This is a genomic window from Collinsella sp. AF37-9 (assembly GCF_003475115.1).
Taxonomy (GTDB): Bacteria; Actinomycetota; Coriobacteriia; order Coriobacteriales; family Coriobacteriaceae; genus Collinsella.
The window spans coordinates 123,555-145,852 of sequence record NZ_QROQ01000002.1; the positions used below are offsets into that span (position 1 = coordinate 123,555).

Below are 22,298 nucleotides of genomic sequence, written 5' to 3' on the forward strand. Positions count from 1 at the left end.
CATGAACACCGGGGAAATTGCGCGCATCATCGGCGACCAGCGCGCCTACTTTAAGACGCATGCCACGTTTGATGTCGATGCTCGCCGCCGTGCGCTCGTGAGTTTACGCGATGCGGTGCGGGCCCACGAGGCCGATATTGCCCATGCGCTCAAGACCGATTTGGGAAAGTCGCATGACGAGGCCTATATGTGCGAGATTGGCACGTCGCTTTCCGAGATTCGTTATCAGATCGCTCATGTGGCTCGATGGAGTCGTCCGCGCCTGCGTCCGTGTGACCTTGCCAATGCCGTGAGTGTGTGCAAGACGCAAGCCGTGCCCTATGGCGTCACGCTCATCATGGCACCGTGGAACTACCCGTTTTTGCTAACACTCGAGCCACTCGCCGGCGCCCTTGCCGCGGGCAATACTGTGGTCATCAAGCCGAGCGCCTATGCTCCGGCATCGAGCGCGGTGCTCAAGCAAATCTGTGAAGAGGCATTTGATCCGCGCTTGGTGACGGTTGTCGAGGGCGGGCGCGCCGAGAACGAAGCGCTGCTCGATGAGTGCTGGGACAAGATCTTCTTTACCGGTAGCGTTCCGGTCGGCAAGCTCGTCATGGAGCGCGCAAGTAAAAACCTTACGCCCGTGACGCTTGAGCTGGGCGGAAAGAGTCCCTGCGTCGTGGATGCGACGGCAAACTTGAAGGTCGCGGCGCGGCGTATCGCCTTTGGTAAATGGCTCAACGTGGGGCAGACCTGCGTGGCGCCCGACTACCTGCTGGTCGATGCGCGCGTGCACGACGAGCTGCTGGGTCTCATCAAGGAGGAAGTCCGCCGTATGTTTGGCGAGCATCCGCTCGACAACGAGGATTACGGCCATATCGTCAACGCCAAACATTTTGTGCGCGTACGCGGGCTGATCGATCCCGATAAGGTTGTGCTGGGAGGTACCGCGCGCGAGGTTTCGCTCAGGATCGAGCCGACGATTTTGGATGGCGTGTCCCCCGATGACGCCGTGATGCAGGAGGAAATCTTCGGCCCCATCTTGCCAGTGCTGACGTTTGAGAGCTTAGACGAGGCCGAGACGTTTATTACTGATCGTCCGACGCCGCTGGCCCTGTATATCTTTAGTCAGGATCGCGCGGTTCAGCAGCGCTTTGTGCGTTACGTGCCCTTTGGCGGCGGCTGCGTCAACGACACGATCATGCACTTGGCTACGAGCCATATGGGCTTTGGCGGCATGGGCACGAGCGGTATGGGTCAGTATCATGGACGCGAGAGCTTCGATACGTTCAGCCACAGGAAGAGCATCGTGAACAAGGCAACCTGGCTGGACGTGCCATTCCGCTATGCCCCTTATGCAAGCTGGAAGCACAAGTTCGTGCGCATGTTTGTGCATTAGAATCAGATAAGGATGAATTTATGTCCGCACGGGCCCGTAGACTTCTCGATAAGGTCAAACGCTGGTTTATCCGGCCGTTAGAGGAGTTGCCATGTACGAGCCTTCACGTGTTCTTCTGTCGTTTCATATCGTAGGATTTCAATATGCCGACGGTGCTTTGGTCCTAGGCGATCTTAAAGCGGGCGATAAACTGACGCTGTGTGCCGAGCACGATAATCCCCATGATCCCGAGGCGGTTGCGATCTATTACGGCAACACCAAGCTTGGCTATGTTCCGGGAAACGAGGTCGGCCCGCTGTCCTTGATGATGTATTACGGCCACGAGGATGTGTTTGAGGCCCGCGTACAACAGGTTGCCCCCGAGCGCAGCCCGTGGCATCAGGTGCGCGTTGGCCTCTATGTGGTGGATGCTCGCTAGTCGGCAATGGAGGCTGCCATGTTTGATGACGATGACCTGTTCGATCTGACAGATGACCCGTTTGAGTGGGATATGCTACTTGATGACGATGAGTTGGAGCAGGACCGCAAAAAGCAAAAGGATAAGAACACTCCGGGAAAAGATTCGAATAAAAAGGACAAGCGCCGCCGCGGACTGTTCGGCGGGCTCTTTGGATAACCGCCGCATCGCTACGTCTGTATACTTAGCACGAGTTGAACGCGTTGCGAAATGAGGGCATAGACGATGATGTGGTTTACCGCCGACCTGCACCTGGGCGATACGAATATCTTGCACGATATGGATCGACCGTTTGATTCGGTCGAGGAGATGAACCGCAAGGTCATCGACGCCATCAATGAGCGCGTGGCTGCGGACGACCGCCTCTATATTCTGGGTGACTTTACCTATCGTTTGCCCCTGGCGGAGGCGGTGCGCCTGCGCGAGCGCATCGAATGTCAGAACATAACGCTCATTCGTGGCAATCATGACGGTGACTGGGAAGATCCAGCTTCGCCTCAAATCTGGGATGACGTGCGCGATTACCTGGAGATTGCCCCCGGCTATGCCAAGGGGCATCGCCTGGTGATGAGCCACTACCCTATGCTCAGCTGGAATGGCAAGGCGCGTGGTGCCATCATGCTACACGGGCATATCCACAGCAGAGGGGACCGTACCAACGCGCGCAACCGCGATCGCGAGCGCCCTATCTTTCGCTACGATGTCGGTTTTGATGCCAACGATTACAAGCCCGTGAGCCGTGACCAGATCCTCGGCTTTTTTGGGCTGTAATTCTCGAATCACCACAAAGGGAACAGGCGCCTTTGTGGTGATTCTGGCGCCGTTGCCATTATGGCAGCGGCGTCTTTTTTGTCCGCGCGGCGCGGTAGAGTGTAGGCGGTTGAAATTTGCGTCCATCGAGGAGCTGCTATGAACGAGATCAAGTGCCCGCATTGCGGCGAAGTTTTTAAGGTCGACGCGTCCGGCTATGCGGATATCGTCAAGCAAGTGCGCAATGCCGAGTTTTCGCGCGACCTTGATGAGCGCGTGAAGGCGGTCCAGCGCGAGGGCGAGCAGGCACTGGAGCTTGAGCGCTCGCGTTCGACGGCTGCCTTGCAAAAGGCAGAGTCTCAGCGCAATGCCCAGCTTGTCGAGCAGAAGAACGCCGCGGAGCAGAAGCTGGCACAAGAGGTTGCCAAGCGCGACGCTGAGCTTGCCGAGCTGCGCGCCAAGCTCGAGAGCGCTGTCACAGAACGCGAGAGCGCAAGTCAGCGCGCGGCGGTTGAGGCCCGTGCCGATGCTCAAAAGGAAAACGCTGAGCTTCAGCGAGAAATCGACAATTTGCGTGCGCAGCTGGAGCGCAAAGATGACGAAGCCAAGCTCGTCGAGTCGGCGGCGCGCAATGCTGCTCAAAACGATTTGGCTGCACGTGATGCTCAGATTGCCGAGCTGCGGGCCAGGCTTGCCGCGGCGGACAAGGCCCAGGAGATGGCGCTTGCCGCCGCCGCGGCAGAGTCGAAGCGTGAGCTCGATACCGCTCGCAGCGAGGCCGAGCGCGCGCTTGCTGACTACCGTGCGCAGGTACAAGAGAAGTTTTCCGCCGAAAAGGCTCAGTCTGAGCAAGAGGCCGAGGGTCTGCGTGCCCAGCTGCGTGAGCAGGAGCTGATGGCAAAAATGAACCTGTCGGAGGCGGTCGCCGCGGCGGAGCGAGAGCGCGATGAGGCACGTGCCAAGCTGACGAGCGAGTTGGCGGTGCGCGATTCTCGCGAGGAGCAGGCCAAGGCGGCACACGAGCTCGAGCTTGCGCAGGCCAAGCGTGCGAGCGATGACCTGATTCGCTACAAGGATGAAGAGATTGAGCGCCTTAAGGACATGAAGGTCCGCCTGTCCACCAAGATGGTGGGCGAGTCGCTCGAGCAGCACTGCGAGACCGAGTTCAACCGTCTGCGCATGACGGCATTTCCTAACGCGTACTTCGAGAAGGATAACGATGCATCCGAGGGTACCAAGGGCGACTTTATCTTCCGCGAGTGCGACGCGAGCGGCAACGAGGTCATTTCGATTATGTTCGAGATGAAAAACGAGAACGACGAGACCGCGACCAAGCACAAAAACGAGGACTTCTTTAAGAAACTCGATCACGATCGTCGCCAGAAAGGCTGTGAGTACGCGGTGCTCTGCACGCTGCTCGAGCCCGAGAGCGAGCTCTATAACGCGGGAATTGTGGACGTGAGCTATCGCTATGAGAAGATGTACGTGATTCGCCCACAGTTTTTCATCCCCATGATTACGCTTCTTCGCAACGCCGCCATGGGTTCGCTTCGCTATAAGCAGGAGCTGGCGGAGTACAAACAGCAGAATATCGACGTCACGAACTTCGAAGCCAAGATGGAGAAGTTCAAGAATGATTTCGGTCGCAACTACGAGATCGCGAGCCGCAAGTTCCAAACGGCGATCGATGAGATTGACAAGACGATTAGCCATCTGCAGAAAACCAAGGAGGCGTTGCTGTCCTCCGAGAACAATCTGCGCCTAGCCAACAAGAAAGCCGACGATCTTACCATTCGCAAGCTCACGTGGGGCAACAAGACCATGAAGGCAGCGTTTGACGAGGCGCGCGGGGCCGCGCCAGAGACAAACGATGAGCCCGCCGAGGCGGATTCGTATGAGGTCGAAGATGCCGAGTAAGGCATAGCAGATAGTGCAAAAGCGGGGCCGCTGACGATATTGCCAACGGCCCCGCTTTGTTTCGTTCCAGTATGTTCGGCTAGTTCTCGAGCAGGTCCTCGATAAAGCCGACGCGGTAGTTTTTGAAGATGACCTCGCCGCCGTCTTGCGTGGCGTCCAGATCGACATCGCCCATGATGCCAAAGTCGTGGTCGCCACCCTCGTCGGCAAAGATCTGGTGCACGCGCCATACGTGCGCGGTCTTCTCGTCGGACTCGTCGATGGAAAACATCGCGGCGCTGCGGGCATCTCCGTCGGTGAGGATTTCCTCGTGCTGCTCGTGGTAAGCGTCGAGTGCTTTTTGCCAGCGGATCTCGCTCATGCCCCAGTCGTCGTCGAGCTCGCCAAGGTCGCGAACGTGCTCGCGGGCGGCAAGGGTCACGCGGCGGAAGAGCGCATTGCGCACCAGCAGCGTGCAGCCGCGGCGGTCCGCCACGACCTCGTCGATGCCCTGTGGCGGCGCGGAATCGAGGGCTGCCGGGTTGCCGGCGTTCTCCCACTCGTCCACCAGGCTCGAGTCGACCGAGCGCACCACAAAGCCCAGCCACGAGATAATGTCGCGCAGGCGCTCGTCGCGCTTCTCGATGGGTACGGTGCGGTCGAGAGAACGGTAAGCCTCTGCCAGGTAGCGCAGCAAAATGCCCTCGGAGCGGGCGATGCCGAGCTTTTGAATGTAGCCCTTAAAATCGCTCGCGCTTTCCAGCATATCGCGCAGGACGCTCTTGGGAGAGAGCTGGTAGTCGTTTGCCCAGGGTACTTCCTGGCAGTACTTGTCAAAAGCGGCGTCGAGCAAATCCTCGAGCGGCTTTTCGTACGTGACGTCCTGAATGCGCTCTAGGCGCTCCTCGTATTCGACGCCATCGGCCTTCATTTCGGCCATGGCGCGATCGCGTGTGGCGCGCTCCTGGGCGCGGAGCACCTGCTTGGGGTCCTCGAGCGTGGCCTCGACCATGCTGATAAGGTCCATGGTATAGGTCTCGCTCTCGGGATCGAGCAGCTCCAATGCGGCAAGCAAGAACGGCGAGAGCGGCTGGTCGAGCGCGAAGTCCTCGGGCAGATCGACCGTCAGCGCATAGTCGATGTCTGGTGTGGCATCGGCCGGGGCGTCGGGTGCGGGCGGCACCTCGGTGCGCACGACGACGCCGGAATCGATGAGCGTGGCGAAGATTTCGTCGGCGCGAACCTCGAGCTTAGCCTTTTCCTCGGGAGTCTGCAGGCTCGTCTCGATGAGGTCGTGTACGCGGGCGCGGGCATCGCCGCCTTGCTCGACCACGCTAATCACCATGGAGTGTGTGATGCGCAGACGCGGTTTGAGCGTCTCGGGCTGCGTCTCGATCAGGCGCTCAAAGGTCTGCTTGTTCCAGGTGACAAAGCCCTCGGGGGCCTTTTTCTTTTTAATCTTACGGAGTTTTTTGGGGTCATCGCCCGCTTTGGCCATAAGCTTGGCATTCTCGATCTCGTGCTCGGGTGCCTCGGCGATCACCATGCCCTCGGTATCGAAGCCCGAGCGGCCGGCGCGACCGGCTATTTGATGGAACTCGCGGGCGCGCAGACGACGCATCTTGTAGCCATCGAACTTGGTGAGCGCGGTGAGCACCACGGTGTGGATGGGTACGTTGATGCCGACGCCGAGCGTATCGGTGCCGCAGATGACGGGCAGCAGGCCCTGCTGTGCCAACCGTTCGACCAGCAGACGATAGCGCGGCAACATGCCGGCATGGTGCACGCCGACGCCGCATCCAAGCAGACGTTTGAGAATCTTGCCAAAGGCCGTGGAGAAGCTCGTCCCCTTTGCCGCTTCTTTGATGGCCTCGCGCTGCTCCTTGCTGGCGATGCCAAAATTGGCGAGCGACTGCGCCGTCGCAAGGGCGGCATCCTGGCTAAAGTGCACGATATAGAGCGGGGCCTCGCCGCGGCGCATGGCGAGCTCGACCGTGCCCTCGAGGGAGGTCGTCACATAGTCGTAGCTCAGCGGAACAGGACGCGGGGCATCGACAACCAAGTCGCAAGCAGCGCCGGTGTGCTCCTCGAGAGAGGCGGCGATGGCAGTGACATCGCCGAGCGTGGCGCTCATGAGCATAAACTGCGTGTGGGGCAGGGTGAGCAGCGGCACCTGCCAGGCCCAACCACGATCGGGGTCGGCAAAGTAGTGGAACTCGTCCATGGCGACGCAGCCCACATCGGCATCTTCGCCCTCGCGCAGCGCGTCGTTAGCAAGGATCTCTGCCGTGCAGCAGATGACGGGCGCTTTGGTATTGATATGCGTATCGCCGGTGATCATACCGACGTTATCGCGGCCGAGCACCTGTACCAGGTCGAAGAACTTTTCGCTGACCAAGGCCTTGATGGGGGCCGTGTAATAGCAGCGCTTGCCCTGCGCCATGCCCATAAAGAGCATTCCCAGCGCGACGAGCGATTTGCCCGATCCGGTCGGTGTGCCCAAAATGACGTGATCGCCGGCAGCCAGGTCCATGAGGGCCTCTTCCTGGTGGTCCCACAGCTCAATACCGCGATTGCTCGTCCATTCAAAGAAGCGCTCGAAGGCCTGGTCGGGCGTGAGCCATGGTTCGGGCTCGCTGCGGTCTTCGGGCTCCCACCAGGTGGGGGAGAGCGCGCCGAGCGAACCGAACTCTGCCTCGGTTCCCGTGCCGCCCGAGAATGAGCTGGCGGCCCCGGCGCCGGAGACGGTGCTGGCGACGGTATCTGTCGTAGTCTGTGCCATGTGGTTGCTTTCTCTCGCGATTGTCCGCCAACTATTATGGCGTAGCGTCGCATCGATGCGTTCGCAGGCAAGAAAATGCAGGAAATGGGCGTTCTGCCCAGCCGTTTAGTGTAGTCGCTAGCCAAGTGAGTAGACTATTTGCGATATTGCGAGCACATGGCTTTTGCGTAAGGGCTCTACCTGCGGTTTTAGTTTTCGTTATGCGGGCTGTGCTTGGCTATTGCAAAAAAGTCTACTCACTTAGGTTTGAGGGCCGTTCGCTGGCGCCTATTTGTGCTTGTTTGCCGACGCCGCGACCATCAGAAGCCCCTAGGACTCCTGCGGTAAGCGCTTCTTGCCTTTGCGAGCACGGTTTCTAAAGTTCTCGACGGCTTCTTCCATGCCCAGGGGTACATAGGTGAGCTCATCGAGGTTATCGGGCAGGTAGCAGGCAAGGCTTTGCTCCTGCGCGCGTCCTACTGTGAGCTGTTCGTCGGTTGGCTGCGCTCCGGGCATGGCGCAAATGCCATAGACGACGGCACCCATCTCTCGCGTGCGGCATTCATATTCGGTCTCGGGATGCTCGGGATGGTCGCGGCGGACGTCATCACTTACCCAAAGCGTGTCGTAGCCCGCCGCGGCAAACTGTCCCAGGGCGTAGTCGCGCAATGGCTTGCTGTCGGTGCGCAGCGTAACGGTGGCGCCGTCTGAAAAGAGCGGGCGGTAGAGCATCAGATGGTCGACATGGACGAGTCGTTTTTTGGCGTACTTGGCCTTGGGCTGCGGCGTGGGAAAGTTGATGGTGATGGCATCGAGCTCGCCTGCGGCAAACAGCCGTGGCAGTGATGTGGCGCCTCGGGGCAGGACAAGTGCGTTGGTCAGCTCCTGCTCGCAGATTTTCTGTGCGGCATAGGCGATGCAGATAGGCTCCTGGTCCATGCCGATAAAGAGCGTGTTTGGCTCGCGGGCCGCGCGCTCTACAAGGTACGTTCCCTTGCCACAACCAAGATCCAGGTGAAGGTGCTCAAAAGGCTTGCTGCCAACTGGCGCGCAAGCCGCGCGCCAATCTCCGACATAGGCCTCGGGGTTCGTCTCAATCGCATCGGCGTAGCGCTCCAGGCGCTCCTCGAGCACAAAGTTCTTAGGCGTGCGGACGTGGACGGCTCCCATGAGGCTCCTTGGTCATAAGTATGGAACGCATAGCTGCGCGTTCCGTCAATGGTTTGAAAAAGGGTGGACATAGTTTGCCCGAAAGATGTGGTGCGGTCCGGCGGCGAGTCGTCGGTGCCTACAGGCGCTTGAGAATCACATAGCGGTTGAGCTCGCCGCTGCGACCGTCGGCATGGAAGCGCTCAAGCTCGCGTACGGGAACCTCGCCACTCTTGTAGAACGTACGTACGCCGCGCACCAGGTCGGTGATCTGCTGATCGTCAAAGTGATGGCAATAGCGGTAGGCGTGGCGGTCGTTTTGCCAGCCAATGAGGTGGTCGCCGGCTTCAAACTGCGCGGAATCGTAACCCTCAAACGGCGGGGTGAGTTCGGCGCGGGCTTCGGCTCGAACGGCCTTGCGCGCCATGCGCTCATCGTTCATAAACTCCCAAAAGCTGATGGCGATGATGCCGCCTGGGCGCGTCTGACGTACCAGGGCGTCGAGCACGCGTACGCGGTACTCGCACGACGGCACGTGGTGCATAAAGCCAAAGCAGACCGAGATGTCGGCGAGCGGGGCGTCGAAAAGCACGTCGGGTGTCTCGGCGGGGTTGAGCTTCATCAGGGCGTCGAGCACGTCGAGCTCCTGGAAGTGTAGGTTGGGAATGCGCAGCGCGTGGCCATGGGCATCGATGGCCAGGTCTTGGCACGAGTCGACGCCATAGAACTCAAACGGGCAGCTGGCATCTGCCGAGGGGTTTGCCCCGTCGACGCCCTTGGCGGCAAGTGCGCCGCCGGCGGCAAAGTTCTCAAAGCGCATATTTCCGCAGGCAAGATCGAAGACGCGGACGGGATGCTCGATCGTGGCCACGTCGAGCTGCTCGAGCGCGATGTCCATAGTGCGCACCCAGCCGGGCCACGGGGCCTGGCGCGTATCGGAAAAGGAGGCGGAGTGCTCGCGATAGAACGTATTGTTGAGCTGGATGAGCGATGAGGCGAAATCGCGGTTCACGGCGCGGAACTCCCTCCGTTGGCGGTGCGGAATAAACAGTACGACCATACTACCGTTAACGCCGCAACGGGGACAACCGAGCCGCGGGTCATTGCTTTGTTTGGACACATTTCCGCAGCTCATATGCACCCGCAACCGCCGGTTGTCAAAAATCTCACTAGAATAGGTGGCGTGCTTTTGGCGGTGGCGGATACATTTTTAACTGTGCAAGGCGCCTTAAGAACAAAAACGGTCCGGCGGCACGGCTGGCATCACATAGGAGGAACCATGAATGTAGAAACTGCGCAGCGGCTCGCCGACCTTCGTCGCAGCAAGGGTTTTAGTCAAGAGGGGCTGGCGCGAAAGATGGGCCTGTCGCGTCAGGCGGTCAGTAAATGGGAGCGTGCGGAGAGTTCGCCCGATACCGAGAACCTGATCTCGCTCGCCAAACTCTATGGCGTGAGTTTGGACGAGCTCCTCAATCCGAGCGATGAGATCGAGGACGATATCGAGTTTGAGAACGAGGACCGCGCCCGTCAGCGCGAGGCCGAGGCGGCAGAGCGCGCCCGCACCCATGAGGCCGCGGCACGCGCCACCGAGGCGGCAACGCAGGCAAGTGACGCGGCAGCCAAGGCGGCGCAGGCGGCAAGCTGGAGTGCACAGGCCGCCAATGCCGCTACGGCGCAGGTGACGGGTGCCGGCGCGGCCGGCCCGACTCCGGTGAAGGGTCCGTTCCAGTCGTTCCCGTACTGGGCCGTGTGCTGGCTGCTGTTCTTTTTGCTGATGTTCCTGTTTGGCGCCGGCCCCTTTGCCGCGCTGATTTTCTTCACGATTCCCATCTATCACTGGGTGGCACGTGCGCTCGATGGCGATTGGGCGCGCGGGGATATTCAGGTTGGTCCGGCGCCGGCGGTCGCTAGGACTAAGGGGGAGGACGTTTCCACAGCGGTTGACGCTGACATGGCTGCCGCGACCACCGCTGAGTCGAGTGCCAAAGAAGGTGATGAATGATGAAGCTCTCGCATGAGTCTAAGAGGCGCTTGGGCATTGGCATCGGAGCGTTTGTGCTCATCATCGGGCTTGTCTTTGGCATTTCGCGGACATTGATTCATTTTGATGGTCCGTGGGATCTCGACGATGTTGTATCCGGCTTGTCTGGTATGGGCGATGCGTTTGACGAGGACGATTCCTTGAATAGCGGTAACTATTCCGCTCGGCCTCAACAGCTTTCGAGCGAAACGTTTGATGCCGACGCGTTCACATCACTTGACTTGGACGTGACGTCGGGCACGGTCGAGGTCAAACACGTCTCCGGCGGGCCGGTGCGCGTAATTGAAAGCGGTCGCGTGGCAACGGGGACCGTCGCCTTCGATGCGGCAACCAAAAATCTGGCCGAGGTTAAGGGTTCTACGCTCAAGATTCGCCAGTTCGATTGCGATGACGAGCGCGCCATTGACCGCACGGTTACCGTCGAACTGCCGCGCGAAGTTGCCGATAACATGGTGGGCATTACAGCGAATGTAGGAGCGGGCGATCTGACGGTCACGGACATTGCGTGTCATGACCTCAGCCTGACGTTGGACTCGGGAGACGTTGAGTTTGCGGGCACTGTAACCGACACCCTGAATGCCAAGGTCGGTTCGGGTGATGTGACGTTCGAGCTCTACCAGGCCCCCGCGAAGTCGATGGACGTAAGCGTGGACTCGGGCGATGTGGAGATAGCGGTTCCGAACTCTGCGGGCTTTAAGGCGAGTCTCACCGTGGGCAGCGGTGACTTCGAGAGCGATTTCCTTCCGCTTGGCTACGATGGCGAGACCATATTGAATCTTGAATTCGACAACGGTGATAAGTCTGCCACGTATCGTTTTAAGGTCGGTTCGGGTGACATGTCGTTTGATCCGGAGTGACATGCGGTTTTCGGAGATCGGTACATATAGGCATGCTCTTTGATGGAGGCGCCGGAGCCGTGACGGGTTCCGGCGCCTTTGCCTTTACAATGGGGTCATGGAACAGATTATCTTGAACATACTTGAGGCCCTGCGCCGCGGCGAGACCGTAGACGACAAGGCACTCGTCAAACTGATACATGCCGAGGCGCGCCGCGAGGGTGCCGACAAACGCGACCTGGCCAAGCGCCGTCTGCTGCCGTTCTACCAGCGGGTGAAGCGCGAGGAGCCGGCTCGGTGGGCTGGGTGGAATGTCGATGCCGAGCTGGAGCGTCAACTGCTGCAGGTGCTGCGTATGAAGCCGCGCCGAACGGCCTCGGGCGTGGCGACCATTACTGTCATTACCAAGCCGTGGCCGTGCTCGGGCGATTGCCTGTTTTGCCCCAACGACCTGCGCATGCCCAAGAGCTATCTGCACGCTGAGCCGGCGTGTGCCCGTGCGGAGCAAAACTGCTTCGACCCGTATCTGCAGGTGAGTGCCCGTTTGACGGCGCTTTCGCAGATGGGGCATGCGACCGATAAGATTGAGCTTATCGTGCTCGGCGGTACCTGGAGCGATTATCCGCGAGGGTATCAGACGTGGTTTATGTCGGAGCTCTTCCGCGCGCTCAATGACGATGCCGTGGCTGGTGTGGCGGCTAACCCCATGTTGGCGCGTCCGGGCATCAACCGTGCCGAGGCGGGGCGCCTGCTCGATGACGCTCCCGCCGATGCCCTGCCGCCGGTGGTAACAGAGCGCCGCGAGCGCTATCGAGTTGCCGGCATTGCGACAGACGAGGCCAAGCTCGCTGCCGGCGTTGCCGGCGAACAGGAGCGTGTGGATGCTGCCGTGGGATGCTATAACCGTGCGGTACGTCGTCTGTACGGCCCCGGCACGCCGTGGGGCGAGGTCACCGAGTGGCAGACGGCAACGATGGAGGAGCTTGAGCAGCGGCAACGCATCAACGAGACGGCGAAGCATCGCGTGGTGGGATTCGTTATCGAGACGCGCCCCGATGCCGTAACGCCGCAGGCCCTCACGCTCATCCGCCGCCTGGGCTGCACCAAGATTCAGATGGGTATCCAGAGCCTCGACCAGCACCTGCTCGATATCAACGAGCGTCGCATTTCGGTGGCGCAGATCGAGCGGGCGTTTTCGCTTGCGCGCCTGTTTGGCTTTAAGATCCATGCGCATTTTATGCTCAACTTGCTGGGCGCCACACCCGAGGGGGACAAGCGCGACTACGAGCGCTTTATGACCGAGGGGGCCTTTATGCCCGACGAGGTCAAGGTCTACCCGTGTGCGCTCATCGAGGGCTCGCGTCTGGTGGGCTGCTATGAGCGCGGCGAGTGGCGTCCCTATACCGAGGAAGAGCTGCTCGATGTGCTTGCCGACGACATCGTGGTGACGCCGGCGTTCTGCCGCATCAGTCGCATGATCCGCGACTTTAGTTCCGACGACATTATGGTGGGCAACAAGAAGCCCAACCTGCGTCAGCTCGTCGAGAATCGCTTGGCGGCTCGTGGAGAAGGCGCAGTGGTGCGCGAGATTCGCTATCGCGAGATCAGTACCGCGGGTGCCGACTTGGATGAGCTTTCTCTTGATGAGGAAGTGGCGTACGAGACGCCGGTGACTTACGAGCGCTTTTTGCAGTGGGTGACGCCGCGGGGCAAGATCGCGGGCTTTTTGCGGTTGTCGCTGCCCGACCATTCGTTTGTTGCCGCGCATGCGGACGAGTTGCCGACGACGCCGGACGAGGCGATGATTCGCGAGGTGCACGTGTATGGCATGGCGGCACGCGTGGGCGACCAGGGCCAGGCGGCGCAGCATCACGGGTTGGGGCGTTTGCTCGTAGAGCGTGCGTGCGAGATTGCCCGGGATGCCGGCTATGCGCGCATCAACGTGATCAGCGCGATCGGTACGCGCGAGTACTATCGCCATCTTGGTTTTTATGACCATGGCCTTTATCTGCAAAAGGAGCTCTAGATGAACAAGCCGAGTGTTTCTGCCGGCGTCGTTGCCGGCGTTGCTCTGGGAGCCGCGGCGCTTGGTGCGGCCGCTGTCGCTGTTCGTGCTGCCTGTCTGCAGGTTGCGCGAACCCGCAATGGGTTGGCGCGTGTGAAGCGCGTGCACGACGAGGGCGGCGACGAAGTCCGCGTATTGGTGCAAGGCGGCGTCTACCAAAGCGCGAGTTACGTTGGCGAGCGTTGGGCTGAGCCCGCCTTTGCGTACTATCGTGCGTTTGACGACGTGTTTGAGGCCGAGGATGCGATGCGCGACGTTTATGGTCACGGTATCAGCCGTATGCTCATGCTGGGTGGCGGCGGGTTTGCCTATCCCAAGTTTGCACTGATGTCGCACGAGGGTTTGCGCATGGACGTCATCGAGTATGACGGAGAGATTACGCGTCTGGCCCGCCGCTGGTTCTACCTAGACGAGCTGGAGCGCACGGCGGGCGATCGCCTGCGGGTGATAACCGCCGAGGCTCGTTCATATTTGGGCATTACGAGCGTGGGGCATCGTCGCTACGATGTGGTCGTGAGCGATTGCTTTGGCGGTGCCGAGCCCGTGCGCGAGCTGGCGACGGTTGAGGCGTTGCGTTTGGTGCGGGGTAGCTTGAACTCGGGCGGCATCTACGTGGCTAATATCGTGAGCTCGAACGAGGGGAACGATGTGACGTTCCTGCGCGACTGCGCTGCCACGGCACTCGAGGTGTTTGCCTATGCTTGGGTGGTCCCATGTGGCGATGCGGAGTTCGGTGGCGAGGAGAACTACCTGCTCATCGCCAGCGACGGCAACTACGCCTTTGCCGAAGCCGTGCCCTTCGATTCCGACTTCCTCGGCATCGCCCTCCACGACTAGCCTATTCGGGGTGGGCTTCTTTCGACCAGTCTTTTTGGGACGGGGCTCTTTTAGCTACCCCTGCCGTTAGTCAGCCAGACCGTTTGCGTTACCTGCCAGGGTAGCTAAAAGAGCCCCGTCCCAAAAAGACTGGTCTTAGGCGTGGTCGCGCCAGCCGAGAACGCGCTGCTTCATGTCTTCGATGTCGAGCACGCCTTCGGCAAAGCCCTTGCGCACGAGCTCTTCGGGAACAAACTCGTCGTAGCGGTCAAAGTAAGGCACCTCGCCAGGATAGACGAGCTCGATGGGATCGAAGTCCTTTTCGGCCTCGGCGGCGAGCACCTCAAAGAACGTCTCCTCGTCGGCCTTCATCTTAAACTGCATAAAGTACGGGCGTGACGAGTCGAGTCCGCGAAGGCCCAGTTCAGCGGCGCATTTGATTTTAAGCATGCGCTCGAGTGCTAGGAAGGCGTAGCTGCCCAACCAGGGGAAGAGCACCCAGGTGTCGCCACCCAGGTTGATGAGCGGCTTAGTTCCCGCGCCCGAAATCTCGGCGGTATGACGAGCCTGCGCCAAGCGAGCCCGTGCGTTACCCATAAGGTACGGATATACTGCGTGCTCAGTGAGCGCTTGGCGCATGCGCTCGAGCACATGCGTGTTAATGTCGCCGGGGCAGTCGCCAAAGTAGGCCGGCACCCGGCCCTTGACCTGCGTGGCAAAGACAGTGTGGCGCTTCCAGTCCACTTCCTCGACAATCCAGCAGTGTCCGGCGATGGCGATGCGCTCACCGGGCGGGGGCGGATTAACGATCGTGCCCAGCTCGGCCGATTCGCTCCGGACGGTAAACTCCTCGTTTTCCTGGAACACGGCGTAGAACTTAAAGTTGTTGATGATGCGCTCGCCCGCGAGACCCACGATGAGCCCGCCACCTTCGGTGACCTGGATATGGTCGATCTTAATGAGGTGACGTAGCAGCACACGGTAATCGTCTGCCGAGACACGGTGGAAATAGCTGAGCGTGAGCACGCGCTGGGCAAGTTCGGCCGGCGTGAGCTCGCCGGTGCTGGCGAGGGTCGACATAGTCTGGTGATAGAGCAGGCTGTAGGGGAGACGATCGAGCTCGGGTGGCTCGACCCACTTTTCCTCGCGATAGAGTTGTACGAGCGCGATACCCTGCAGGAGCTTCCAGGGAATGGTTTCGGGCATCATCGTGCGCGGCTCGGGCTCTTCCTCGCGCATGACAAACCACATCTCGGGCGGAAGATCGCGACGGCCTGTGCGCCCCATGCGCTGCAAAAAGGAGCTGACGGTAAACGGCGCGTCAATCTGGAAGGCGCGCTCCAGGCGGCCGATATCGATACCGAGCTCCAACGTAGAGGTGGTGACGGTTGTCTGCGTCTGCTCCTCGTCGCGCATGAGCTCCTCGGCCGTCTCGCGTAGCGATGCCGAAAGATTGCCGTGATGGATGAGAAAACGGTCGGGCTCGTGCCGGCTCTCGCAGTAGCTGCGCAGCATGGAGCACACGGCCTCTGCCTCCTCGCGCGAGTTGGCAAAGACCAGGCATTTGCGGCCGCGCGTATGCTCAAAGATATAGCCCATGCCGGGGTCGGCGTTGTCGGGCGCCGTGTCGGTGGGGTTGAGAAGCGCCTGCTCGGTCGCTCGTGGGATGTCGACTTCGCCCTCGGGGGCCGAGGAAGTGCGACGGTCTTTGGGAGCGGCCTTGTCCCGCGCCTGCTCACGACGTTGACGGTGTTCTTCCTGTGTAAGCTGTCCGCTGTGGCACATGTCTTGTCCGGATGCGGGCAGCGCCGCGGGCGCCGCCGTCTCAATACGCTCGCAAGCAAGCACCTCGGCTTCTTGTGGACCTGTGCCTACGAATCCTCGTTGCTGAGCCTGGGGGCCCGAGTTGTAGAAGTGCTCCATGGAGATGCGCCACACGCGGCGCGGTTCCTCAAAGCGGGGGATAACGCAGTCGCGCCCCGTTCCCTTCGAGAGAAAAGCGCCCGTGCGCTCGGGGTCGCCGATGGTGGCCGAAAGGCCAATGCGTCGGGGCTGTACGCCGGCCATGCGCGAGAGTCGCTCGATAAGGCAGAGCGTCTGCCCGCCACGGTCGCCGCGCATGAGCGAGTGGACCTCATCGATGACCACATAGCGTAGGTCGCAGAACATGCGCGGGATCGCCATGTGCTTATGGATTAAGAGCGCCTCGAGCGACTCGGGCGTAATCTGCAAGATGCCGCTTGGCTTTTTGATGAGCTTGGCCTTGTGCGACTGCGAGACATCGCCATGCCAGTGCCAGACGGGGATGTCGGCTTCTTCGCACAGGTCATTGAGACGGACGAACTGATCATTGATGAGCGCTTTGAGGGGGCCGATGTAGAGGGCGCCCACGCTCGCGGGCGGGTTCTCCCAAAATTCGGTCAGGATGGGAAAGAAGGCTGCCTCGGTTTTGCCGGAAGCCGTGGATGCCGTCAGGAGCACATTATCTTGCGTGTTAAAGATGGCATCAGCTGCCGCAACCTGGATAGAGCGCAAGCTCTCCCAATCGTGGGAGTAGATGAAGTCTTGGATAAACGGGGCGTAGCGGTCAAAGGCGTTCACGAGGCCTCCTTTCAAAAGCGAATCTCTCAACGCGGCGGGCAGTGGCTTGCTGCATTACTGCTTCAACGTTTGCCCAGATAGAGCCTGCCAAAATAAACCTGTCCCTTTTTGGCAGGTTAGATGGTGAATTCGGCGAAGTTACGGTCGCCGCCTGCGGTATCGGTGTCGCCTGTTGCGGCTGCCGGCGCCAGCGCGTCGCCGCCGACGCTTTGCAGCAGCTCGGCCACGTTGGCGTCGGGGTTTTGGCATAGGATGTCGAGCAACTCGATAAAGTCACGAATGACTTCACGCGGCGTCAGATGCGTGTCGGCTCCCACACGACCGAACTCGATCTTGAGGAAGTCCACCAAGTCGTTCTCGGTAAGCGTGGGCGTCCAGCCAAAGTAGCCGGCGTGAATTTGCATGAGTTTTTCGATGAGCACCAGTAGCTCCTCGTAGGTGAGCGGCTGCAGGCGGATGATGGGTGCGAGCATGTCCTTAAGGTCCTGGCGCGCAAAGCGACCCTGAGCGAGTCGGCTGCGCAGAGCCTCGTAGGAGAACACACCGCGGCGGCGGTCTTCGATGGAGGTTGGCGTGCCGCCCATGATCATGCCCAGGTACTGCGCCTTGCCCTGAAGTGTGTCGTTGTACATGGTCAGGATCTTCTCGTAGTTGTACTGGCGCGTGATGGCATTGGGAATCTTATACAGATTCACGAGCTCGTCGATGAGCACCAGCATGCCCTTGTAGCCGCTGCAAACCAAAAAACGCGCGATGAGTTTGACGTAGTCGTACCAGTCGTCATCGCTGATGATGGTCGAGGAGCCCAGCTCGGCGCGCGCCTCGCTCTTGGTGCGGTATTCGCCGCGGATCCATTTGGTCACGCGGCTCATGGTCTCTTCGTCGCCCCCGGATGCGGCCATGCGATAGCGGCGGAGCATGCGGGTGAAGTCGAAGCCGTGGACCATCTCCTCGAGCGGGGCCAGTTGGGCATTGACGACCGACTCGTCGACGTCGGCACATGAGGCGACCCAGCGATCTAGGATAAGGTTGAGCGCACCGCCCTCGGGGCGCGTCTTGGTCGATATATTGCGGATGAGCTCGCGGTAGGTGGCAAGGCCCTGTCCCTGACCGCCCTGCAGGCGGCGCTCGGGCGACAGGTCGGCATCAGCGACGACGAATCCCTCGCCCATGGCGTGCGTGCGGATGGTCTGGAGCAAAAAGCTCTTGCCGGCGCCGTAACGACCGACCAGAAAGCGGAAGCTCGCGCCACCGTCGGCGATGAGGCTCAGATCGGTGAGCAGGGCGCGGATCTCGACCTCGCGGCCTACGGTGATGTAAGGAAGGCCGATGCGCGGGACCACGCCGCCCTTGAGCGAGTTGAGAATGACGGCAGCGACGCGCTTGGGCACGCGAGGTGCTGCGGATGCGGTATCACTCATGGTCTAGGTATCCTCTCACGTCTGCTTCGTAGTCCTCGATAATCTGCGGCCCTGCCGCGCCAAATTCAATTACGGTGTCACCCACCAGGTCAAAGAGCGCCTCGTTGATGGTATCGACGAGCATGTCCTCGCTCTGCCCCGAGTGCGCCACTGCCGATGTCACTTGCGCTACGTTTTGCTCGAGCAGTGCGCGAAGGAAGGCATCTGCGGCGGGCGCGAGTTTGTTCGCAGCTTCGATGGGCGCGGACGTTACGGGTGCGGGCGCAGACACGAGGAGCGGTGCCACGACGCCAAACTCTTCGGTGGAGACGGTCGGCTCGTCGGGTTCGTCTTGCCGTATGGTCATCTCGCCAGGTTCGGCAGTCATGTCGGGCGCAGACTCGGTGTTCGGTTGCTCGATAAGCGTCGCCTCGACTTCCACAGGCGCGCCGTCCTCGCGTTCCTCGTCGATCAAAAGCGCTTCGCGCGTTTGCGCGGCGGCGCTCCGAATGTGTCCCAGCTGACTCAGATCGATATCGATCTTGACGGGCTGGTGTGCGGCGTCCCACGAAAGCCATGCCACAATCTCGTCATCGATAATCTTGGCCAGATATTTGGGGACCTTTTCTTCCTTAAGGGGATGGGCGGGGTCCAGCGCCTGGCGTAGGCGTTGGTCGCAGGCGCGCATCATTTCACCGAGCTTGCTGCTCTTTTGCCTGCTGCCGTGGATACGCATGCATTCCCAAAAGCCGTTTTGGCAACGGTAGATATGGATAGGATTCAGGCGGTATTCGCAGTCCTCGTGGCGCTCGGGCGCAAAGAATACGGCCGAGGCAAACATGGTGTAGGGCATGGCCGTCTCCTCCCCAAATAAACTCGCCACGATGCCGGTCTTTCGGTGCGTGTCATAGTAGCGCGCCATACGGACATACACGGCGCATGCCACGTGGCGCAGATCGCAGTGGTGGCTGCGGTCGAGCCGCGAGTTACTTAGGTTGTACGTGGAGAGGGCGTTGATGGCGGCCATGAGTCGTTCCTCGCGCACCTCATCGGGCGGAAGGGGGAGCGTGGGCTCGGAGATTTTGCGACGCTTAGGGGTCTGGCCGGACGGTGCCGGTGCTGGTACAAGGTCTCGTGCCGCGCGCCGCAGCTCGACAAGGGCGTTATCGAACATGACGGTTTTAGAGTCGCGAAGCAGCTTGGGGTCGAGCCCGTGGAACACGGCGTAATCCTGCAGCCACACGCGCGCAAACCGGTCGATGCCGGGCTCGAAGGCGCGATAGACATCCCAAAAGGCCTTGATCTTGTTAAAACCATCGAGCGGATTATCTACGCCAATGCCGCAAATCAGCTCATAGAGATACAGAAAGGCAAAGGACGTAGACGTTTCCTCGACGGTTCCGCGGCGCACTTGGGCACGCCAGGTAAAGTAGCCGCGCAACTGTCGATTGCTCATGGCATTGTAGGTGGGAAAGTACGACTTAAAGGTGCCGTTGTAGGGGCAGTCGTCCTCAAAGTCGGCCATCAGCAGGCCTTGGCGGTAGAAAAGCTCGGCTTCCGAAAGCCAACGACCCGCCCCGCCCTTGGGGTCATCCTGCCAGCGCGATATCTCGCGCATTTTGCGGTACTGGTCGGGGAGGAAATTCTGCATCTGTCGGCCGGTTTTGAGAATCGGCTCGTCTGCGTAGATTTCGTTTGAGAAGCGGGCGGACTGATGGGTCCGGGCCTCGGCCATAATGCGCTCGATGAGCATCTTGATGTCCTGGTCGGCCACCGCTTCTCCTCTCCTAACGCAGCTTCGGTGACCTCATATCATAGCACAGCATCAAACAGGTGTTCGAGATACTGCTGCGTAGATAGATTTAGAACAGGAGGGCGTAGATGACGGCGATGACGACGGAGGGGAGCATATTGGCCGTGCGGAAGGTCTGAGGACGGATGAGGTTGACGCCGACGCAGAAGATGAGCATGGAGCCTACGAGCGAAAGGCTGTCGAGGGCTGCCGTGGTCATGATGGGGGAGAGTGCGCCGGCAAACAGCGTGATCGTCCCCTGGAACACGGCGACGGGCAGGGCGGAGAAGATGCAGCCGCGGCCAAGCGAGGCCGTCATGGTGCAGACGATGATGCAGTCCAGTGCGCCCTTGAGGGCAAGCGTTGACCAGTCGCCGAGCAGGCCGTCCTGGATCGATCCCACAATGGCCATGGCGCCGATGCACACGGTGAGCGAAGTCGAGACAAAAGCGTTGGTGAACTCGTTATCGCCCTCACTGCCAGTCTTGCGCTTGAGCCATTCGCCAAGGTTCTCGATGGCGGCTTCCAAGTTGACGGCCTCGCCGATGAGCGAACCGAGCGCAAATGAGACGATGAGCATGGTGGCACCAGTGGTCGCCAGCGCCTTCCCATCGATAAGGAGCATCTTTTGCATGGTGCCGCCCAGGCCGATAAACAGGACGCACAGCCCCGATGCTTTCATGAGCGTGTCTTGGATGCGCGGTGTAATGAAGCGGCCGCCCGCTAATCCCAAAAGACCGCCCGCAACTAAAAGCACAACGTTGATGACTGTTCCCAAGCCCGGCATGAGCCCTCCTGTATTGATGCCAACGTGGCAATCGTAGCAGAACGAAATGCGAGGCACATCGCGACTCATCTAATACGTTATATAAGTGGTGTTAGGAATGATGCGCAGCATTTAAGCCTCAGGTGGTTGTCGGGACATAGGGATAGTAGTCAAAGCGCAGTGTCATAAGCCGCTGTGGGGATTCAATAGCCGCGGCGATGATATTGGCATCGCGGGCGCGATCAAACCCTTCGAGTTCGATCTGATACGAGACGTCTTGCATAATGTCCAGACGTCGCCAGGCTAGGAGTGTGTCACCATCGAATTCCAAGGTTTTGCCTCCGTCTGGGGCAACGGCGTATAGACGCAGTTTAGCGGTGGTTGCAGGGTCGACAACCGTGACCTTTTTAATTTCGTTTCGAGTATTCTTGGCGCCCAACAGGGTGAGCAGTGTTGGGGCCACGACCTCGCCCGATGGCAAAAAGACGACTTCGATGGACTCGGGAAATGCGATGATGGCCGACTTGCGGACGGGCTGATTGGCGGCGGCAACTTCGATGTTCGCAGCGTCGATGACCTCCGTGTGGTCGAGCGCGGCAAGCACGCAGCAGTTACCTTCATCGATTTCTTGAGGATCAGCAAGCCCCAGACTGTCCGCGAGCTCGGGATCGTTTGGATCGGTAGCGGGCTCATTCGGTGCTTCGAAAGAAGCTGGGACGCTGTTTGTCGGCGACGGCGTGTCGCCCGCACCTGCTTCTTTGTCCGCGCTCTCTTCTTGTGTGGTTGCGTTGATGGGTTCGTCGTTTGAGGGGAGCGTCTTGGCGTCAAGCGCGGAGGGGAGAATTCCGATGGCTCCGGATCCGTTCCACTCCATTTCGAGAAGCACCGGGTCGGCAAGAATGCGTTGCCTGCTTTGCGCGTGGGCATCGATTTCAATAGGGCCTGCCTCTATCCCTCGTGTAAGGCTGAGTGATCCGTCTGACTTCTCGAAATGAGCGTCTGTGTCTTTGGTGCTGACGGCGTAGAACAGCAGGGACGCTTCTCCCGCCGCGACGGCATCGGTGCCGGCTTTGGTCAGCTGCAACGATGCCGTGAATGAGAGGGTGGGCTGCGTGTCGTCTGCATTCGCGGCGGCGCAGCCCAGACATATACCGCCTCCTTTCTCAAAAAACGTATCGTCGAAGACGACCTTCGCTCCGTTCGCCGAGTCATCGACCGAAGCGATGTCGATGCGCAGCTCTAAATTGCATGGATCGCCATCTGCATCGAGCACAACCGAGCGCCACGTGCAGACGGCGCACCCCGCCTGGGAGCCGCTTGCCTTGTTCGAACGATTGATATCCACGACTATCGAGCCGTCCGTATTACGACGAAGGCATCCCGAGGTTGAGATCGTGGCCTGTGCGATCGAAAAACGCTTGCACGCAATGGCGCTCGACGGATTTGGGGCGGAACTTAGGGCTGCTGGTAAGGAGTCTGCCATGACGGGAGTCGCCCAAGCGGCGACAGGCGTTCCGGTTGCGAGCGCGCCGCAGAGTGCGACGACGGGCAAAAGGTTCTTCGATGCCATGGGGTCTCCTTAGCTAA

The 22,298-nt window shown here is 60.2% G+C and carries 17 protein-coding genes; 9 read left to right on the top strand and 8 right to left on the bottom strand.

The window, feature by feature from the left end:
• Position 1: 1 nt before the first annotated feature.
• From DW024_RS01340 to DW024_RS01360, 5 genes are all read left to right on the top strand, one after another.
• Positions 2–1,381, top strand: a complete 1,380-nt coding sequence (locus tag DW024_RS01340; RefSeq protein ID WP_118376782.1) for an aldehyde dehydrogenase — start codon at positions 2–4, stop codon at positions 1,379–1,381.
• 91 nt (positions 1,382–1,472) lie between these two features.
• Positions 1,473–1,799, top strand: a complete 327-nt coding sequence (locus DW024_RS01345) for an HIRAN domain-containing protein (RefSeq protein WP_117582884.1) — start codon at positions 1,473–1,475, stop codon at positions 1,797–1,799.
• A gap of 18 nt (positions 1,800–1,817) precedes the next feature.
• The gene (locus tag DW024_RS01350; protein WP_117582885.1) at positions 1,818–1,997 is read left to right on the top strand and encodes a hypothetical protein; all 180 of its coding nucleotides are present in this window, start codon (positions 1,818–1,820) and stop codon (positions 1,995–1,997) included.
• A gap of 66 nt (positions 1,998–2,063) precedes the next feature.
• Positions 2,064–2,609: a metallophosphoesterase gene (locus tag DW024_RS01355; protein ID WP_118376783.1), complete on the top strand. Its 546-nt coding sequence runs from the start codon at positions 2,064–2,066 to the stop codon at positions 2,607–2,609.
• 138 nt (positions 2,610–2,747) lie between these two features.
• Positions 2,748–4,505 (top strand): DUF2130 domain-containing protein, encoded by a 1,758-nt coding sequence (locus DW024_RS01360; protein ID WP_118376784.1) that lies wholly within the window; start codon positions 2,748–2,750, stop codon positions 4,503–4,505.
• Between the two features lie 79 nt (positions 4,506–4,584).
• Here the strand turns inward: DW024_RS01360 and DW024_RS01365 are convergent, their stop codons facing one another.
• From DW024_RS01365 to DW024_RS01375, 3 genes are all read right to left on the bottom strand, one after another.
• Positions 4,585–7,266 (bottom strand): RNA helicase, encoded by a 2,682-nt coding sequence (locus DW024_RS01365; RefSeq protein WP_118376785.1) that lies wholly within the window; start codon positions 7,264–7,266, stop codon positions 4,585–4,587.
• Between the two features lie 309 nt (positions 7,267–7,575).
• Complete coding sequence (locus DW024_RS01370; RefSeq protein ID WP_117582889.1) at positions 7,576–8,415, bottom strand: tRNA (guanosine(46)-N(7))-methyltransferase TrmB; 840 nt, start codon at positions 8,413–8,415, stop codon at positions 7,576–7,578.
• Between the two features lie 118 nt (positions 8,416–8,533).
• Complete coding sequence (locus tag DW024_RS01375) at positions 8,534–9,406, bottom strand: hypothetical protein (protein WP_022094355.1); 873 nt, start codon at positions 9,404–9,406, stop codon at positions 8,534–8,536.
• 267 nt (positions 9,407–9,673) lie between these two features.
• Here DW024_RS01375 and DW024_RS01380 point away from each other — a divergent pair, with 267 nt between their 5' ends.
• The 4 genes from DW024_RS01380 (at position 9,674) to DW024_RS01395 (ending at position 14,173) form a co-directional block, all read left to right on the top strand.
• The gene (locus DW024_RS01380) at positions 9,674–10,396 is read left to right on the top strand and encodes a helix-turn-helix domain-containing protein (RefSeq protein ID WP_118376786.1); all 723 of its coding nucleotides are present in this window, start codon (positions 9,674–9,676) and stop codon (positions 10,394–10,396) included.
• Positions 10,396–11,292, top strand: a complete 897-nt coding sequence (locus DW024_RS01385) for a DUF4097 family beta strand repeat-containing protein (protein ID WP_158572106.1) — start codon at positions 10,396–10,398, stop codon at positions 11,290–11,292. The genes DW024_RS01380 and DW024_RS01385 overlap by 1 nt, the downstream gene beginning before the upstream one ends.
• A gap of 97 nt (positions 11,293–11,389) precedes the next feature.
• The gene (locus tag DW024_RS01390) at positions 11,390–13,297 is read left to right on the top strand and encodes an elongator complex protein 3 (protein ID WP_118376788.1); all 1,908 of its coding nucleotides are present in this window, start codon (positions 11,390–11,392) and stop codon (positions 13,295–13,297) included.
• Positions 13,298–14,173 (top strand): spermidine synthase, encoded by an 876-nt coding sequence (locus DW024_RS01395; RefSeq protein WP_118376789.1) that lies wholly within the window; start codon positions 13,298–13,300, stop codon positions 14,171–14,173. It abuts the gene before it with no gap.
• A 135-nt stretch (positions 14,174–14,308) separates the two neighbouring features.
• Here DW024_RS01395 and DW024_RS01400 read toward each other — a convergent pair whose 3' ends face one another.
• The 5 genes from DW024_RS01400 to DW024_RS01420 form a co-directional block, all read right to left on the bottom strand.
• Positions 14,309–16,753 (bottom strand): DEAD/DEAH box helicase, encoded by a 2,445-nt coding sequence (locus DW024_RS01400; RefSeq protein WP_118376790.1) that lies wholly within the window; start codon positions 16,751–16,753, stop codon positions 14,309–14,311.
• Positions 16,754–16,869: 116 nt separating this feature from the next.
• Positions 16,870–18,174, bottom strand: a complete 1,305-nt coding sequence (locus DW024_RS01405; RefSeq protein WP_117645733.1) for an ATP-binding protein — start codon at positions 18,172–18,174, stop codon at positions 16,870–16,872.
• On the bottom strand, positions 18,167–19,927 hold the full coding sequence (locus DW024_RS01410; protein ID WP_233541296.1) for a TerB N-terminal domain-containing protein: 1,761 nt from the start codon (positions 19,925–19,927) through the stop codon (positions 18,167–18,169). Before DW024_RS01410 ends, DW024_RS01405 begins: the two co-directional genes overlap by 8 nt.
• 88 nt (positions 19,928–20,015) lie before the next feature.
• Entirely contained in the window at positions 20,016–20,801 is a 786-nt protein-coding gene (locus DW024_RS01415) for a DUF554 domain-containing protein (RefSeq protein WP_233541297.1), read from the bottom strand.
• 49 nt (positions 20,802–20,850) lie between these two features.
• Positions 20,851–22,281: a hypothetical protein gene (locus tag DW024_RS01420; RefSeq protein ID WP_118376791.1), complete on the bottom strand. Its 1,431-nt coding sequence runs from the start codon at positions 22,279–22,281 to the stop codon at positions 20,851–20,853.
• Positions 22,282–22,298 lie beyond the last annotated feature (17 nt).